We start from the raw sequence: 16,206 nt of genomic DNA, 5'->3' as shown, positions 1-16,206 counted from the left end.
TACATGACGTTAGCTGCAAAAATTACTGTGCTGGGTGCTGGGTCTTATGGCACAGCCCTGGCAATTTGTTTAGCCAGAAATGGTCATGAAACTTTGTTATGGGGGCGTGATGCCAATCACGTCGCAGCCATGGCGCAAGATAGAGAAAATAATAAATACCTTGCTGACTGTGCTTTCCCTGAAACTTTAGTGTTAGAAGCCGATTTATCAAAGGCAGTACAAGCAAGTGATACTATATTAGTTGTAGTACCCAGCCATGCCTTTGCAGATATGCTTAAACAAATAAAGCCAATGTTAACAGGCAATGAAAAAATTGCTTGGGCAACTAAGGGGTTAGATCCTGATACTGGCGATTTATTGCAAAATGTCGCCAAGAGAGTACTGGGTGATAAGGTATCTTTAGCGGTTCTATCCGGCCCTACTTTTGCTAAAGAAATGGCTTCAGGTCTGCCTACGGCTATTTCATTATCTTCTGAAGATGATGATTTTGTTGCACAGTTATCAGACTTACTGCACTGTGAAAAAATGTTTCGTGTTTACGCCAATAAAGATTTTGTTGGTGTTCAACTCGGCGGAGCTGTTAAGAATGTTATTGCTATAGCTGCAGGTATCGCCGATGGCATCGGCTTTGGCGCAAATGCTCGTACTGCGTTAATTACCCGAGGTTTGGCTGAAATGATCCGATTAGGCTCAGCATTAAAGGCAGAGCCAGCAACTTTTATGGGTATGGCGGGCTTAGGTGATTTGGTACTTACTTGTACTGATAATCAATCTCGTAATCGCCGCTTTGGCCTTGCGTTAGGCCAAGGTAGTGAAGTTGAACAAGCTATCAGCGATATTGGCCAAGTAGTTGAAGGTTATCGAAATACCAAAGAAGTTTATATGTTGGCTCAACGCCATAGTATTGAAATGCCAATTGTTGAGCAGGTGTATGCGGTACTTTATCGTGGTAAAGATGCCAAATTAGCGGCAGCAGATTTACTCTCTCGTGATAGAAAGTTCGAATAATACCCTCACTGTTAAAATAACTGTAAACCTTTCAAAAAATAGATTTACAGTTGTTCTTATCTAATACTGTTTTTATACCGCGTTAGGGAAACCAAGTTGACGCCAGGCATCGTATACAATGACGGCTGTAGCGTTTGATAAATTCATGCTACGGCTTTCTTTTAGCATGGGGATTCTAATTTTATCTTCATCCGGTATTTGTACCCGTACTTCTTCAGGTAATCCGGCTGTTTCTGAGCCAAACAATAAATAATCACCCTCGGTAAACTTAACATCACCATAAAAGTTATTGGTTTTAGTGGTAATTGCCAGTACTCGTTTGGGTTGCTCCTTACTCATAAAAGCATCAAAGCTTGCGTGGCGTTGAATAGCTGCAAATTCATGATAATCTAGACCGGCTCGGCGTAGTTTTTTGTCATCTAAATCAAAGCCTAATGGTTCTATTAAATGCAAACGGAAGCCTGAATTTGCGCATAAACGAATTATATTACCGGTATTGGGTGGGATTTGTGGTTGAAAGAGTACAACATCTAGCATAACAATCATCATGTGATAAAATTTTTGTTATTATATACCCGTTACTGGTCAAAGTGCACTCTGAAATACACATCTTGAGTTGGTCGAGAGTTAACGAGTAATGAATTTCAGGTATTAATTTTTCTTCAAGGATTAGCTATGCTCACAAGTACAAAGTCAACGGACGAATATGCATTCTTGGTACGATTAGCGGCTATATTTTCTACCTCAACGGCTTTCATTTTAGTGGTCATTAAACTTTATGCTTGGCTGGTTACTGACTCGAGTGCCATGCTCGCTTCTACTACTGATTCTATTCTTGATTTATTTGCTTCAATAATGAGTATCGTTATTTTACGTTTTGCCTTAGCTCCGGCTGATAAAGAACACAGTTTTGGCCATGGTAAAGCTGAAAGTTTAGCTGGTTTGGTACAAGCTTCTTTTGTGCTTGGCTCTGCCATTATACTTATTTTTAGTGGTGTCTCGCGCACCCTTAATCCACAGGTGATAGTACAAAGTGAAGTAGCTATTTGGGTAACTATTGTTTCTATTGTTTTAACTCTCATACTCGTTGCTTTTCAACGCTATGTAATAAAGCGTACAGGCTCCATTATCATTAGCGGAGATGCATTACACTATCAATCAGACTTATTACTAAATTTAGGCGTATTAGCTGCCATCATTTTAAGCCAGGGCATATGGTTGCAAGCGGATGGTGTTTTCACTATCTTAGTCGCTTTATTTCTTGTCTTTGGCGCAGGTCAAATTATGGTGCAAAGTGTTTCCCAGTTAATGGATAGTGAGCTTAGTGATGATGAGGTTGCTCAAATCAAGGATATTGTCTTAGCCCATGAACAAGCAAAAGGTATTCATGAACTAAGAACTAGACAGTCTGGAGCGCAGAGGTTTATCCAGTTTCATCTTGAGTTAAGTGATGAGTTATCGCTATTGGAGGCACATGGCATAGGCGATGAAATTGAAGGTAAAATATGTCAAAAATTTGCCCCTTGTGAAGTCCTTATTCACCATGACCCAAGCTCGGCTGTGAAAGGTGGGAAGGTAACGTAAGCAACTCATGGTCAGTATCAATAGCTGAATATCGTTTAAGCTATTATTTATGTTGTTTAAACCAAGTAATACTCTGCTTTATTGCTTCATCCCTCTGCTCATCCACTTCAAAAAATAGCTCATGGTAAGCGCCTTCAAAAACAATGGGTACGCCACTGGGGCAAGATTGTGGTTGGATAGTGTGCAATTTCTGACAAAAGTCCACTTGTGCTTGCTGACATACCACTATGTCACTGCCAGCTTGTAGTAATAAAATAGGCGTTCTGAGTTGAGGTATCTTAGCGAATATCTCTTTCTGTGCAGCAATCCCCTGCGCTAACCAATGGCTAGTGACACCACCCAGTTGAATGCTTTTATTCTGTTTATACACGTTGACAAAGTGTTGATAACGTAAGGGGCAGTGAGTTAATTTATTATTAGTAAAGTTGACTGGATAATAGTCCTTTTGACCGAAAAAATACCAGGGCGTATTACTGATAATAGAATTGACTGCTAGCTTTGCAGCGACAAGAGCCTCAGCTAAGGATTTTGGTAATAATCCTGAATTGAACCCGAACATAGGAGAAGATAAAACCGCAGCTTTAACCGCATTAGGGCAGTCTTGCATAAACCGGGTTGCAATGGCTCCGCCCATCGAGTGAGCTAATATATATGGCTTAGTGGTACTAGAGTGGCCAACTATATTTTCAATGAAATATTGAAAATCATCAACGTAGTGCTGGAATTTATTCACATAACCTTTATTTAAATTAGTCAGTAATCGTTCTGATAATCCTTGACCACGGTGGTCGATAATAAAGATATTGTAGCCTTGCTGATACAGATCAAATATCAGCTCTTGGTATTTTAAGTAAGCTTCACAGCGGCCCGGTACAATGACTATGGTGGGAGCTGCAATTTGCTCCTGTAAAAATTTTGCGTAGTGAACTTTTACATTGTTAACACCCGAAAAAGTATCAAAGAGGCCCTTTTTCCAGAGTGCAGTTGTTCCATCAGCTAGGTTAGCATTAATTTTTTTTTCTTGGTTAAATTGTATCGATTGACTCACGCAGAGACCTTAATAATAAGCAGGAACTATCACTTTAGTAAGTATATAAGAAAATACTCCATAAGAATAAGGCAAATTACAGTACTATATTTTAGTGCTAAGGGTAAGCGTTTAACGGATGTTATGCGTGTAAGCTAAATGAAAATATTTTACTCATTTTGCTTTCAATTTTAAGGTTGTTTTTAATGGCTGGTTTAAAACGCCATTTACGGATGGCTGATCGTATAGATGATTTAAAGTAGATAAGTTTACTTTGCTGAGCAAAGATAATATCTTTTACTTTACCATTTCGACCGATAGTGAAATTTACTTTAACTTCCATCTCAATGCCGCGGCGTTTAGCTAGATTAGGGTATACAGGGCTAATTGAATTCAAAAGCTTAGGTTCATGGTATGTGGTTGTTTTTTTTGAGGGTGACTGTATTTCATATTGCTCAAGAACTTGTTCGCTGTTAGAGCTGAAGGCATGGGAATCTTGGTAGATACTATTTTGTAATGCTAATTGATTGATCTCTTGATTATATGAAATCTTAGCGTAGGGGGTACTTTTACGATAAAGCCCGTTTTTCAAGTTTATTGGTAGTGTTGGGTTAACTTTAGCCAGTTGATCAAGCTTAGCCGATAGCGAACTTACCTTAGTCACATTATAAGTGTGAGCTGATTTTCTTGGCTGGCTAACCGTCGAAAGAACAATTTTAACGTCTGGGATCACAGCATGTTGTGCTTCTGTTTGTATTGTTAATTGTTCATCAAGATCATTTACTTCTAAGTTAGCCGTGCTTATTTTCGGCTCTTCTTTTATTGATTTTTTTGGGTTTATTAGTAGAGGGAGGTTGGCAATATTTACTTTTTCTGTAGAAAAAACGTCGCTAGGAGAAGCCAATACTTTAAGATTTTCTTTATCAATTATCAGTTTTTTGCCTATAGCTGATGTTTCAAACTCAGATGATTCAAGGGGTAATTGTTCAACGTTAGAGGGAATGCTGGCAATGTTATTACTTATTTCTTCCCTTGTATCACTTGTTGCGATTCCCATTAATGGTGTTTCGCTAGCTGAGTTCTCTCGGTTGAGCAGTTGCTGAGCAATTGAGTCACTTGTTAGTATGAAGGCTTTGTTGTCATCTCTCGTTTTATCAAGTCCGATTGTTGCTACAGTAGATTGAAAAATACTTTTACTCAACGAGTTACTTTCTTGCCAAGGGAATTGATTATTCAGTTGGTGGGCGAAAGGCATTGTTAATATTTGATTTATGCTAAGTAGTGTCAATGCCAATAACAGACTGATGGCGGCAAGCCACTTACTGATATTATTACTTGGTGCACAATGGTGATCTACAAGGCGAAGTACACGTGCTTTTAAATCACCACCGGATGCTGCCATTGCCATAGTAGGGATAGTCTTAAAGTGTTTTTTAGCACATAACGAGGCGGTGTCAGTTAATGTATGTGCGTAAGCGATTGCATCACCGCAATGTTGTACAGCAATGTCGTCACTACAATATTCACGTTCGTTACGCATTTGCTTACCAATCCAATGCACGCTTGGGTGGAAGAAAAATAATAATTCGATAAGTGTTTGTAAAAAATTAACTAAATAATCATGACGACGAATATGAGCAAGCTCATGTAAAATCAACATCTCAAGCTGAGCAGAGTCTAAACCGGTGACCATACTAGCGGGTAACAATACCACAGGTTTTAGCCAGCCTATTGCCATGGGAACTTCTGCTTTTAGCGAAATGAGTAGCCTCGGTGTTTTCGGAAGCTTAATTTGCTTAGCAAGCTGGTCAAATCGTGCTAACAAAGCTGAAGAGGGAGAAACACTCGATTGTAGTGGTAAGTTATTAACATTACGTACTTCGATCAAAAGCTTACTGGCAAGGATTGTTATAGTTGCCAACCAAAGCAAGGAAATATAGGGTAGTGAGTAAGCCAATATTGATGGTAGTAACTCTTGATAAGTTAACAGAGTATTTTGCTGGGTTAATTCATTAACTAAACTCGTTAATGGCATCGGGCTAAGGTTACTATTAATACCTGAGCTAGTATCGGGGTACACCATAACAAAGGTAAGCAGTGCGAGTATTAAATTTGATAACATCGCAAAGGCTGCTACGCCATAGCGCAATTTTGATTTGTTTTTATCAATAATATATAACGCTGACTTTAGAATAAGAGCTACCAGTAAACCTTGCCATAAAAAATGCACTAAGGTTAGCGATAAGCTATATAAAAAAGGGTTACTAAATAATTGTTCAAACATGGTCAAAATAGAGTGCCACTATTTTTCTAGTGAGTTTAACAGCTGACGAATATCATTAATTTCTTGAGCACTGGTTGAATCGTCTATAGCACGCATGACTAACTTCGACGTTGAGCCACCAAAGGCTTTACCAATGAGATCTTTAATGAGAGATGATTGTGTTTGTGTTTGACTATTGGCTGCGGCATAAACATGAGCACGATTAGTTTCATCACGGATGACCAATGCTTTTTCATGCATTATCTGTAATATTTTTAATACTGTGGTATAGCCTGTTTTTTGCGTAATGCTAACAACATCATGAACCTGTCGTACTGTAGCGGGCCCCATATTCCAGAGAACATTAAGTAATGTTAACTCTGCTTCCGTAGGCTTTACGGTAGAATTATCATGCGCCATGTACACTTCCTTTTTTGATAGTTTTAATTAGACTAATCATTTTTATAAGACTTAGACAAGTTACGAATTTAATCGTATTTAGCCTAAGCTTATATCGAGTACACTAAATGAGCAACAGTTTTGTTACTTGATAGTACTACTGAGTAAATAGTCTATTTTATGATCTAACTAATGACGCATAAAAATCGCCAAGGCGAGTAATTGAACCTGGCCCCGCACTTGATGCAAAATCATTAAGCATGTTTGGAGCGAAAGTACTAACAACAGTGGAACCTAATTTAAAGCGGCCCATTTCATCACCTTTTTCAAAGGTAATGGCATTAGCTCCATCTTTAGGGTACTGCCATCTAAAGATATCTTTTCCTGCTGGCGGGGTAATAGTGCCAGCCCAAGTTGTTTCAATACTGGCAACAATTGTTGCGCCAACTAATACCATAGCTAGTTGACCAAATTCTGTATCAAAAATGGCCACAACACGTTCATTTCGGGCAAAAAGATCAGGCACATTTTCTGCAGTAAGCGGGTTTACTGAAAATAACTCACCAGGTACATAAATCATTTCACGTAAAGTGGCTGCCATTGGCATATGAATGCGATGGTAATCTTTTGGTGCAAGATAAATACAAGAAAATTTACCGCCTTGAAAAGGTGCAGCAGTTGTCTCATCGCCACCAAGTAAAGAGGTTAAGCTGTAATTGAAACCTTTAGCTTGAATAAGCTGGCCATCAATGATGTCACCTTGCTGGCTAATGGCACCGTCAACTGGGTAACATATAGCATTTTCATCATCATTAATGCTACGAGCGCCTTCTTCTAATTCGCGGGTGAAAAAGTTATTAAAGGTATCAAAGTCACTGGCCTTCTTTAGTTTCGCTTCATCCATATTGATACCGTATGCTTTAATAAACATACTGATAAGTTTCGTGGTTAACCAACCCATTTTTGCCGCGGCTAACTTGCCAACTAAACGTGAAATAGCGTGTTTAGGCATAATGTATTGTAAGGTTATTTTAATTTTATCGCTAATACTATTATTTGAAGACACTCGTTTTCCTTAATTATTAAAACGTGAGGTTAATTTATTATCATTGAGACTGGCTAATATGCGTTGGAAGCTAGCTAAACGAGCAGGATTAATTTGTTTACTCTCTCCGGCGGCAATTAGAGCACAGCCTGGATCGGTTTGATGCTTACAATCTCTAAATTTACATAAACCAAGGAAGTCGGAGAATTCGATAAACCCGTGGCAAACTTGCTCAGGTGTTAAGTGCCATAAACCAAATTCACGAATACCAGGAGAGTCAATTAAGTCACCGCCTTCATTAAAGTGGTATAAACGAGCAACAGTGGTGGTATGTTGTCCTAAACCAGAGTTTTCGGATACTTCTTTGGTTAACACACCTAAGTCAGGCATAAGCGCATTAACTAAGGTTGACTTGCCAACACCAGACTGGCCGACAAAAATACTGGTATTTTGTGCCAACTGCAATTTAAGTTCACTTATGCCATCTCGAGATTTACTACTGGCGTAAAGTACTTGATAGCCAATATCTTGATAAATCTTTAATTGCTTGCTTATTTTCTCTTGTTCATCAGCCGTAATAGTGCTTAATAAGTCAGTCTTATTCAGTACAATTACTGGGGTAATACCTGTTTGCTCTGCAGCAACGAGGTAACGATCAACAATATCACTGTTAAATACAGGTAAGACCGAAGATACAATGAGAATTTGGCTGATATTTGCGGCAATGGGTTTTACGCCATCATACACATCAGGGCGGCTTAGTACCGAGTTTCTCTCATGCACTGCTTCAATAATGCCAGTAATCGAGTGCTTTGTTTCCTTACCCGCTCGCCATTGCACTTTATCGCCACAGACAAGTGAGGAAATGGAACGACGCAAATTGCAGCGAAATATTTCACCCATGTTATTTTCGACATCAGCGTGTTGGCCAAAACGGCTAATAATTATTCCTTGTTCTTGGGCTCCTAAATCGTCATCCTCCCATTGCACTTTATCTTTATTTTTAGTGTTTTTGCCATGCAACTTTTTATCATGATTGGCTTTAATACGCCTTTGCTGACCTTTAGTCAGTTTTTTTACTTTAGCCATTAGACTTATTCATACTATTTAATTTGATCCGACATTTAATTTGACCCAACTTGGTTCTGACGTATTATACTAACAATTATATATGAATGCTTGTGCATTTTTTTAAGGGAAGTTTATGGCGGGAAATGACAATAATTTAATTTGGCTAGATTTGGAGATGACGGGGTTAGAGCCTGCAGTAGATGTTATTTTAGAAATAGCTATCATTATCACCGATAGTCATTTGAATATCTTAGCGCAAGGCCCAGTTTTTGCTATAAATCAAAGTGATGAGATACTAGGCAATATGAGCCAATGGTGTATTGAACATCATGGGAAGTCAGGGCTTACGCAAAGATGTCGTGATAGTAAGTTCAGTTTAGCAGAGGCAACTCAACAAAGTCTGGCTTTTATACAGGAATGGGTACCTCAAGGTAAATCCCCAATGTGTGGTAATAGTATCGGACAAGATAGACGCTTTATTAATAAGTATATGCCTGACTTTGAAGAGCATTTTCATTATCGTAATTTAGATGTAAGTACTATTAAAGAGTTAGCAAGGCGCTGGAAACCCGAAGTATTAGAGTCGGTTGTTAAAACAGGGGCACATTTAGCATTAGATGATATTAAAGAGTCTATTGCCGAGTTAAAAGTGTATAGAGAGCTTTTTTTCAAACTGTAGCTTAGGCACGCGTTCTAACAATAAAGATACAAAAAAAATAAGGCACGAAAAATAATATTACGTTATTGTCGTGCCATCTTTCTTTTTGAGTTACTTCAATGAAACCTATATTCACTTACCTAGTGCTGTTTATCATTAGCACTTGCCTGTTTAATTCCAGTTACGCCGCTGAAGTTGAAAAAAATAATTTTAATGAAGATCAACAATTAGCACATATTATTCAAGAAAATGAAGAGCGTTACCTCCAATCAAGCCCTTTTAATCAGCCAGGTATCGGCGGCAACAATGCAAAATTACCCGACTTATCAGCAGCAACCTTATTAGCACAATACCAACAGCGGTTAGCTTTATATCAGCAGTTAATCGGTTTAGATACTGAAAAATTAACACAAGAAAATCAGATTAATTTATCGGTACTCACTTATAGCCTAAAAAACCAGTTAGATAGTTACACTAATAAAGAGCATTACATGCCTCTTACGGCAGAGTCTGGCTTTCATGTTTGGATAGCAAGTATTTCAACACAGGTTGATTTTAAAACCCTTGCAGATTACCAAGACTATTTAGCAAGGTTAGCTGCTTTGCCACGTTACTTTTCACAGCAAACTTATTGGATGAAAGAAGGCCTTAACAGTGGGATTAGCCAGCCTAAAGTAGTTTTGAAAGGTTTTGAGCAATCTATCTTAGCCTATATTAAAGAAGACGTAACTCACAGTGGTTACTACAAACCATTCACTAAAATTTCTACTTTTATAAGTAAAAGCCAGCAGAAAGATTTACAACAACAAGCTAAGAAAGTTTTGAACACTAAAGTGATGCCAGCATATAAAGCTTATTACGACTTTATGGTAAACGAATACCAGCCCAATGCCCGTGATAATATTGCCGCCAGCTCTTTGCCCAATGGTAAAAGGTACTATCAAAACAGGTTAGTTCATTATACCACGCTACCTATGACCGCAGAGCAGGTGCATCAGCAAGGCCTTGCTGAAGTCAAACGTATACGAGTTGAGATGGACGAGATCATTAAACAAGTTAACTTTGATGGTAGTTTTAGTGAATTTGTTCAGTTTTTACGTACTGACCCGCAATTCTATGCCAGCACACCGACAGAGCTATTAAAAGAAGCTTCTTTTATTGCAAAACAAATGGATGCCAAATTGCCGGCATTATTCAAAACGTTACCAAGAACGCCTTACGGAGTGATGGCAGTCCCAGAAAATATTGCTCCAAAATATACTACGGGTAGATATGCTGGTTCATCTCGTGATGACCAACCAGGTAATTACTGGGTTAATACTTATAGACTTGATAGACGACCACTTTATGTATTAACAGCCTTAACACTCCACGAAGCAGTGCCGGGTCATCACTTACAGATATCTTTAGCGAAAGAAATGCTTGATGTGGCTAAATTTCGTAATCGCACTTATATCTCAGCGTTCGGTGAGGGGTGGGGTTTATACTCTGAATACTTAGGGATCGAGGCTGGCATGTATGAAGATCCTTATAATAACTTTGGCCGGTTAACTTATGAGATGTGGCGAGCGTGCCGATTGGTCGTTGATACAGGCATGCATACTCAAGGTTGGAGTAGAGCACAGGCGATAGATTTTTTAGCGAGTAATACCGCTTTGTCATTGCACAATGTAACCACAGAAATAGATCGCTACATATCTTGGCCGGGGCAAGCTTTATCATACAAAATGGGTGAGTTGACAATTAAGCGCTTACGTAAAGAAGCGGAGCAAGCATTAGCTAAAGATTTTGATTTAAGAGACTTTCATGATCAACTACTCAAGCATGGATCTATGCCATTATCTATGATGGATAAGGTTGTTATGCAGTATATTCATAAGCAAACAGCACATAATAAATAGCTGTGCTAATTATTGATATTTATCCCCGTTAATAGTCTGATTTTGTTTAGGTGATATTAGGCTATTCACTTTATTTAGTGGTGTAAATATTGAGAGAGAAAAACGGCACTAGAAGTTATTGATAGCTTGAATTACAGATATAAAAGTTTAAAGAGTAATTTGTGCAGACAGGGATAGTTTGACTAACTTTAAGAGTTGTAAAAGAATAAGGGAGAGGGAGCACGCAAAGAAAACGGAAGAAACAGATAGTGAAATATCGAATTAAGATAAGCCCCCACTATATCTAAACTTGGCAGTCCCGCTATCATAGGTTTCCCTTTAGACCGGTAACTTTGCGTCTCTAACTTTCATTAGATTTGCCCTTATCAAGCTGTAAAGCTCATAGTCATTATAGGTTGAATTTTATAAATGTAAACAAAAAAGGCTACTTTAAATTAGCTATATAAGGTAAAAGTAGTAATAAATACTTTTGGGCAACGCCAAAGGTTTATGTTTCAATCACTAACGGTATGAATATGTTTAATCGGCGCTTCTTGTTTTTCAGGATTTTCACTCTTATTATCGTCATGTCGCCTTTATTTATAACAACTAAGGCATATACGCAGGAAGCTTCTGAGCAAACTGTATTGAGTAATCAAGTTCAACAACTATTAAAAGTAAATAGTGAAATGCTCGACTCTATGGAGATAGCTAAGTTATCAGAAAAAATTATTGATAATCGCCAGCATTACTCAAATGATATACTGGCCAAATTATTTCTGTTGTCTGCCAGAGCTGCTAGTAACCAAGGGGATATCAACCAAGTGTATTACTTTGCTCAAAGTGGTTTGGCAAGTAATAGCAGAGATAAAAAAACTAAGTTGTCACTTTTGTTAAAGTTGGCCGAAGTCTATATTGCTAGAAAGGAATATGAACAACTTCTGGTGTTAATTCAAACAGCTGTAAATAATAGTGAGTTTAGCGGTCATTTAAAACATCAATTACTATTGCTTAGTTATCGCAGCGTGGCATATGTAATGGTTGGTAAACATCAGCAAGCTTTAGCTGACTTGCAACAAGTTGAGCGAGGTATTAGTCAAAGTGAATTAACTGAGCATATTGAGCTGCTGACAATATTAACAATTGCTTATCACCAGTTAGGTGATTATCAAACATCACTAACAATGCAATTAAAGATACTGAAATTAAAATTTGAGATGGGGCAATTGACTAACCTTGACCAAACTTATTGGTATTTAGGCTACGCCTATTTTTATTTACAACGGTTTGATGATGCTTATAACTCCTTTTGGGAATCTAGAGAGCATGCAGAAAATAAAAATGCGGTTATTAGTGTAGCAAATGCCAATAAAGGGTTAGGCATAGTTTTACTCAGTCAAAAGCAGTTCATTCATGCTATAGAGCCATTACACCAAGCAATTAAAATATTTAAACAACATGGTATGTTAGCGGAACAACTTGAAAGTATGGTTGCATTAGCGAAAGCAAGATTGGCTGTAGGAGAGGTTAGTGCTGGTTATGCTATATTAAATAGCGTCATTAAGTTGCTTGATGGTAAGGATATCTCATTAGAATTTGCCGGGTTTTATCGCATGGTGTCGGAGATGCACTTTGCAGAACTTAATTATCACAACGCTTACCTTTGGCGAGTGAAACATAGCCAAGTTTTGCAACTTAAGCTGAATGATAAGAAGAAGGCTTCTAGTCTTGTACACGGACTGTCTCATTTGACTCTTGGAACATCAACAATAATTCAACCGATTGAAGAGTCTAGAAAACTGGCTGTTAAGCTTGCTAAGAATAGCGAGTTATCGAGTAGTTTTGTTGGGAAATATCAAAAACAGCGTGTTATTATTATTAGCTTATCTGCGTTAGTTTGTTTACTTATAATTACCATACTTGCTTTCTTCTTAAGGTTTCGTTCACAAAGACGAAGCTTAGCTTATGACGAAATTGAAAAGCCGAGTTATGTTATCCCAAATGCGATGCAGACTAAATTTGATTACCAGTTGGCCTTTAAAAAAGCGCGTAAGTTTCAATACCCTTTAAGTGTAGGTTACCTCGTTGTAGAGAACTGGCAAGAACTGACCTTTCATTTTAATGATAAAAGCATCAATGAAGTTGCTAAAGATATAGCTAGTTCAATTAATGAGCAATTGTCAGATTTCGATTATGTAGGTTTATTGAACGAAGGGGAGTATTTATTACTTTTCGAACACTTAGACAAAGAAGAGGTAGCTGTGAAAATTGATATTATTGTACAGGCTTTAAATAGCCGAGCTTTTGCTAACTTAGGAGGCTTTTCTATTTCGATGAAATCCTATATAAGTACGCCTGGATTTAAAGACATTGATCCTTATCTATTTTTGGCACGCATAGCTGAATCTGTTAATATTAGCCACGTTAATCAGGCTAAGGTGTCTTAATGTTCTTTGTTTTAATTATAACTTTTGTCTTTGTTGTGGTTAGTATTTATTTCTTCTTTCGTGCTGAGAAATTACAACGACAATTAATAAGTCAAAAGCGTGATGTTTTAGCTACCAGTAAAGAAAATAAAGTGTTAGTTGACTCATTGACACTCATAGCGACTCGTGGTCAAGAGTTCGCTAAACAAAAATTGGAACATTTAAAAGTACAGGCAAAAGAATGTGAGTCTGAACAACTAATAATACACCTTGAACTGATTAGCCCATTAATCAATAATTACAGTATTATTTTCAGGGAGTGCTTAAAAGGCCGAGGTCGCCTTAAAGCAGTCAGTAAGAAATGTTTTGAAAATCATGATAGTGCAGCTTTTAAAAAATTTGTCGCCTTAATAGTCACGGGTGATAAGCGATTGAAGCGTTATTGGTCAAGTGACAATTTAAATGGTTTTCTTTTTTTAGTCGATGCTTTACTGACCGCAGATGATAGTAGTGTTGGATCATTGGCAAAGAATAAAAAAAGTATTTGTATCCCTTAAGTTTAAAACATAATTAGTATTGCTGTACAAAAGGCAATATTTTGATTAGGCTAGCTTTTTTAGTAAATCGTCCTAGGGTAAGTGTGATTAAATATGAGTAGTTTTAACGCTAAATACTTTTTTGTTTTTGTTATATTTATTGCTGTCATTGCGCTTTCAGCACTATTTGCGCAACTATATAGTGAACAATTACCTATCGGCTTGATGGCAATGGTTAGTTATTTGGTTGCTATCAGCATAGCAATCATTTTAGCTTGGTTTTTAACTCAGAAAATATTTAGCGAAACTCCTACTCATTCAGGCAATGAAACCATCAGTGTCGAAGAGCTTTTCATCTACACCCACGACCCAGTAACGAACTTACCGACAGCACAACAAGCGTTGAAAACATTCGAGTCTGCCATCAAATCAGATAAAGGCAACCGTTATGGCGCTGTGGTATTCAAACCTATTAATTTTCAACAAGTAAATAGTTTACTAGGCTATCACAACTCAGACCTCTTATTATTGCAACTTGCTTATTGTTTACAGCAAAGAATAGCAATCAACAAAAAACTATTGAATTTTGGTATCAGCCCTGAGCCTGTTCGCATTGCTCGGTTGCAAAGTTTACAATTCTTAGTGGTTTATGATTTAACTCAAAGCCGTTACGATGATAAAGCGATACTCGATGAATTGTGTCAACAGTTAGGTGAAGCAGTACCCAATGCCATGAGTTTTAAAAGTTTCTCTCTAAATTTTGAGCTAGCTTTTGGCATCGCCATTTCAGACGAAAACGGCGACAGTGTTGAAGAGGTTATCTCTCATGCCGGTGATGCATTGCTAAATGGTTTGAAATCTCAGCAAATTATTAGTTATTTCGATAATAGCAGTATTTTATATACTCAAAGCCAACTTGCTCGGATGGAATCATTTCGCCAAGACATTCAAGATAAAAAATTACATTGTTACCTTGAACCGCAGGTTAATATTAATAATTACAACATTGTTGGTTTTCAATTAAAAGTTCATTGGTATGAGAGCAGTAATGCAAAACCACTTGAATTATCAGATTTCTCAAAGCTTGCTGAACAAAGTGGGGAGTTGTATGGCTTAACAAAACAGATGCTTGATCAGGCATTTACTACTCTTGAAATTCTACATAGAATTGGTGTCTATCAGCGTATTTCTGTGAGTTTGGCTAATGAAAGTTTGTTTGAAGTCGATTTGGTCGACTTTATCGAGCAAAAATTACAGCAGTATGGGATAGCAGGAAAATATTTAATGATCGAGTTGAATGAGCAAGTTATGCTTAGTGCTAGTCATCGAGTAAAAAGCATCATAGATCAATTAAAATCGTTAGAGATAAATATTTCCATATCAAACTTCTCTGGCAGTTATGAATCATTACGCTATGTACGTAAAGTGGCTATCCATCAATTGAAGGTAAACTGTCAACAGTTAAGTAATGATAGTAGTAACCGAGTAGATAAGGCCATCACTAACGCACTGGTTACCTTAACTCGCAGTATGAAAATCCCACTTATTGGTACTAATATTGATCGCCATGATTCATCGCAGGCATATATTGCTATGGGAGGGGAGCTTATGCAAGGAGATATTATTCACTCAGGTGTTGTGCCAGAAGAGATTGAAATTTGGCTAGAGAAGTGGTATTTACAGCACCCAGAATCTATTCCTCCAGAAGCTAGGCCGTCTATTTATTAGCACTTAAGTCTATTCAATATCTAATGCTTCAGGTGATAGTACTATGCCAGTGTTATCAGCATAAATATAATCATCTGGTAACACGGTTACACCGGCAAAGTTAATGGCAATATCTGTTTCACCGGTACACTGAATACTTGCCCCAACGGGGATTGCCACTAATGCTTGAATACCAATATCTATATCCTCTAAAGCATCTACATCACGGACACTGCCGTAACAAACAATACCTTCCCAGCCATTGTCAGCAGCTGATTGGGCAATATTCACATCAATAAGCGCGCGGCGTGTAGAGCCGCCGCCATCAATAACAAGCACTTTTCCCGTACCATTAAGGTTAACTAATTCACTGATCAGACCTAAATTTTCAAAACACTTTAACGTGACAACCTTACCAGCAAAAGAACTACAACCACCATAATTACAAAAGATAGGATCAACAACATCAATTAAATCGGCATAAAAGTCACATAATTCAGAGGTATTGTATTGCATGCTAGCTCTCTTTTATTTGAGGGGGGATAATCAATGTCAGTATATCTTGTTATGTATAAAATAAAACCTATTATATATTTAGTGGG

At 37.7% G+C, this 16,206-nt stretch carries 14 protein-coding genes and 1 riboswitch; of the genes, 7 read left to right on the top strand and 7 right to left on the bottom strand.

What is annotated here, in order from left to right; translation table 11 throughout:
- Positions 1-3: 3 nt before the first annotated feature.
- On the top strand, positions 4-1,008 hold the full coding sequence (gpsA, locus tag GAB14E_RS08335) for an NAD(P)H-dependent glycerol-3-phosphate dehydrogenase (protein WP_033083020.1): 1,005 nt from the start codon (positions 4-6) through the stop codon (positions 1,006-1,008).
- A gap of 72 nt (positions 1,009-1,080) precedes the next feature.
- Here the strand turns inward: gpsA and trmL are convergent, their stop codons facing one another.
- Positions 1,081-1,545 carry a tRNA (uridine(34)/cytosine(34)/5-carboxymethylaminomethyluridine(34)-2'-O)-methyltransferase TrmL gene (gene trmL, locus GAB14E_RS08340; protein WP_033083141.1) on the bottom strand — a complete coding sequence of 155 codons (465 nt, stop codon included), beginning with the start codon at positions 1,543-1,545 and terminating at the stop codon, positions 1,081-1,083.
- A gap of 138 nt (positions 1,546-1,683) precedes the next feature.
- Between trmL and GAB14E_RS08345 the strand changes: the two genes are divergently transcribed.
- Positions 1,684-2,592: a cation diffusion facilitator family transporter gene (locus GAB14E_RS08345; protein ID WP_033083019.1), complete on the top strand. Its 909-nt coding sequence runs from the start codon at positions 1,684-1,686 to the stop codon at positions 2,590-2,592.
- Between the two features lie 43 nt (positions 2,593-2,635).
- Here the strand turns inward: GAB14E_RS08345 and GAB14E_RS08350 are convergent, their stop codons facing one another.
- The 5 genes from GAB14E_RS08350 to rsgA all read right to left on the bottom strand — a co-directional run bounded on the left by GAB14E_RS08350 (position 2,636) and on the right by rsgA (position 8,415).
- Positions 2,636-3,640: an alpha/beta fold hydrolase gene (locus tag GAB14E_RS08350; protein WP_033083018.1), complete on the bottom strand. Its 1,005-nt coding sequence runs from the start codon at positions 3,638-3,640 to the stop codon at positions 2,636-2,638.
- 121 nt (positions 3,641-3,761) lie between these two features.
- Positions 3,762-5,903 (bottom strand): M56 family metallopeptidase, encoded by a 2,142-nt coding sequence (locus tag GAB14E_RS08355; RefSeq protein ID WP_033083017.1) that lies wholly within the window; start codon positions 5,901-5,903, stop codon positions 3,762-3,764.
- An 18-nt stretch (positions 5,904-5,921) separates the two neighbouring features.
- Positions 5,922-6,302: a BlaI/MecI/CopY family transcriptional regulator gene (locus GAB14E_RS08360; RefSeq protein WP_033083016.1), complete on the bottom strand. Its 381-nt coding sequence runs from the start codon at positions 6,300-6,302 to the stop codon at positions 5,922-5,924.
- A 157-nt stretch (positions 6,303-6,459) separates the two neighbouring features.
- Complete coding sequence (gene asd, locus GAB14E_RS08365) at positions 6,460-7,293, bottom strand: archaetidylserine decarboxylase (protein WP_033083140.1); 834 nt, start codon at positions 7,291-7,293, stop codon at positions 6,460-6,462.
- A 63-nt stretch (positions 7,294-7,356) separates the two neighbouring features.
- Positions 7,357-8,415: a small ribosomal subunit biogenesis GTPase RsgA gene (rsgA, locus tag GAB14E_RS08370; RefSeq protein WP_033083015.1), complete on the bottom strand. Its 1,059-nt coding sequence runs from the start codon at positions 8,413-8,415 to the stop codon at positions 7,357-7,359.
- Between the two features lie 115 nt (positions 8,416-8,530).
- Here rsgA and orn point away from each other — a divergent pair, with 115 nt between their 5' ends.
- The 5 genes from orn to GAB14E_RS08395 all read left to right on the top strand — a co-directional run bounded on the left by orn (position 8,531) and on the right by GAB14E_RS08395 (position 15,625).
- Positions 8,531-9,076: an oligoribonuclease gene (orn, locus tag GAB14E_RS08375; protein ID WP_033083014.1), complete on the top strand. Its 546-nt coding sequence runs from the start codon at positions 8,531-8,533 to the stop codon at positions 9,074-9,076.
- Positions 9,077-9,174: 98 nt separating this feature from the next.
- Positions 9,175-10,956, top strand: coding sequence for a DUF885 domain-containing protein (locus GAB14E_RS08380; protein WP_033083013.1), 1,782 nt, complete (start codon positions 9,175-9,177; stop codon positions 10,954-10,956).
- 288 nt (positions 10,957-11,244) lie between these two features.
- A riboswitch (cyclic di-GMP riboswitch) is annotated at positions 11,245-11,327 on the bottom strand.
- Positions 11,328-11,582: 255 nt separating this feature from the next.
- Positions 11,583-13,382: a tetratricopeptide repeat protein gene (locus tag GAB14E_RS08385; RefSeq protein WP_231562064.1), complete on the top strand. Its 1,800-nt coding sequence runs from the start codon at positions 11,583-11,585 to the stop codon at positions 13,380-13,382.
- Entirely contained in the window at positions 13,382-13,918 is a 537-nt protein-coding gene (locus GAB14E_RS08390) for a hypothetical protein (RefSeq protein WP_033083011.1), read from the top strand. Before GAB14E_RS08385 ends, GAB14E_RS08390 begins: the two co-directional genes overlap by 1 nt.
- Positions 13,919-14,011: 93 nt before the next feature.
- Positions 14,012-15,625: a GGDEF domain-containing phosphodiesterase gene (locus tag GAB14E_RS08395; protein ID WP_033083010.1), complete on the top strand. Its 1,614-nt coding sequence runs from the start codon at positions 14,012-14,014 to the stop codon at positions 15,623-15,625.
- Positions 15,626-15,634: 9 nt separating this feature from the next.
- Here GAB14E_RS08395 and rraA read toward each other — a convergent pair whose 3' ends face one another.
- On the bottom strand, positions 15,635-16,120 hold the full coding sequence (rraA, locus tag GAB14E_RS08400) for a ribonuclease E activity regulator RraA (RefSeq protein ID WP_033083009.1): 486 nt from the start codon (positions 16,118-16,120) through the stop codon (positions 15,635-15,637).
- Positions 16,121-16,206: the final 86 nt, after the last annotated feature.

This window comes from Colwellia psychrerythraea (genome assembly GCF_000764185.1).
In the GTDB taxonomy this organism is placed as follows: domain Bacteria; phylum Pseudomonadota; class Gammaproteobacteria; order Enterobacterales; family Alteromonadaceae; genus Colwellia; species Colwellia psychrerythraea_B.
This window is presented reverse-complemented; position numbering and strand designations above follow the sequence as displayed.

Bases quoted from the DNA above. Each gene is read 5' to 3' on its own strand.
- orn (WP_033083014.1), top strand. From the start codon at position 8,531: ATGGCGGGAAATGACAATAATTTAATTTGGCTAGATTTGGAGATGACG.
- GAB14E_RS08360 (WP_033083016.1), bottom strand. From the start codon at position 6,302: ATGGCGCATGATAATTCTACCGTAAAGCCTACGGAAGCAGAGTTAACA.
- rsgA (WP_033083015.1), bottom strand. From the start codon at position 8,415: ATGGCTAAAGTAAAAAAACTGACTAAAGGTCAGCAAAGGCGTATTAAA.
- trmL (WP_033083141.1), bottom strand. From the start codon at position 1,545: ATGCTAGATGTTGTACTCTTTCAACCACAAATCCCACCCAATACCGGT.
- gpsA (WP_033083020.1), top strand. From the start codon at position 4: ATGACGTTAGCTGCAAAAATTACTGTGCTGGGTGCTGGGTCTTATGGC.
- asd (WP_033083140.1), bottom strand. From the start codon at position 7,293: ATGCCTAAACACGCTATTTCACGTTTAGTTGGCAAGTTAGCCGCGGCA.
- GAB14E_RS08395 (WP_033083010.1), top strand. From the start codon at position 14,012: ATGAGTAGTTTTAACGCTAAATACTTTTTTGTTTTTGTTATATTTATT.
- GAB14E_RS08390 (WP_033083011.1), top strand. From the start codon at position 13,382: ATGTTCTTTGTTTTAATTATAACTTTTGTCTTTGTTGTGGTTAGTATT.
- GAB14E_RS08355 (WP_033083017.1), bottom strand. From the start codon at position 5,903: ATGTTTGAACAATTATTTAGTAACCCTTTTTTATATAGCTTATCGCTA.
- rraA (WP_033083009.1), bottom strand. From the start codon at position 16,120: ATGCAATACAATACCTCTGAATTATGTGACTTTTATGCCGATTTAATT.
- GAB14E_RS08380 (WP_033083013.1), top strand. From the start codon at position 9,175: ATGAAACCTATATTCACTTACCTAGTGCTGTTTATCATTAGCACTTGC.
- GAB14E_RS08345 (WP_033083019.1), top strand. From the start codon at position 1,684: ATGCTCACAAGTACAAAGTCAACGGACGAATATGCATTCTTGGTACGA.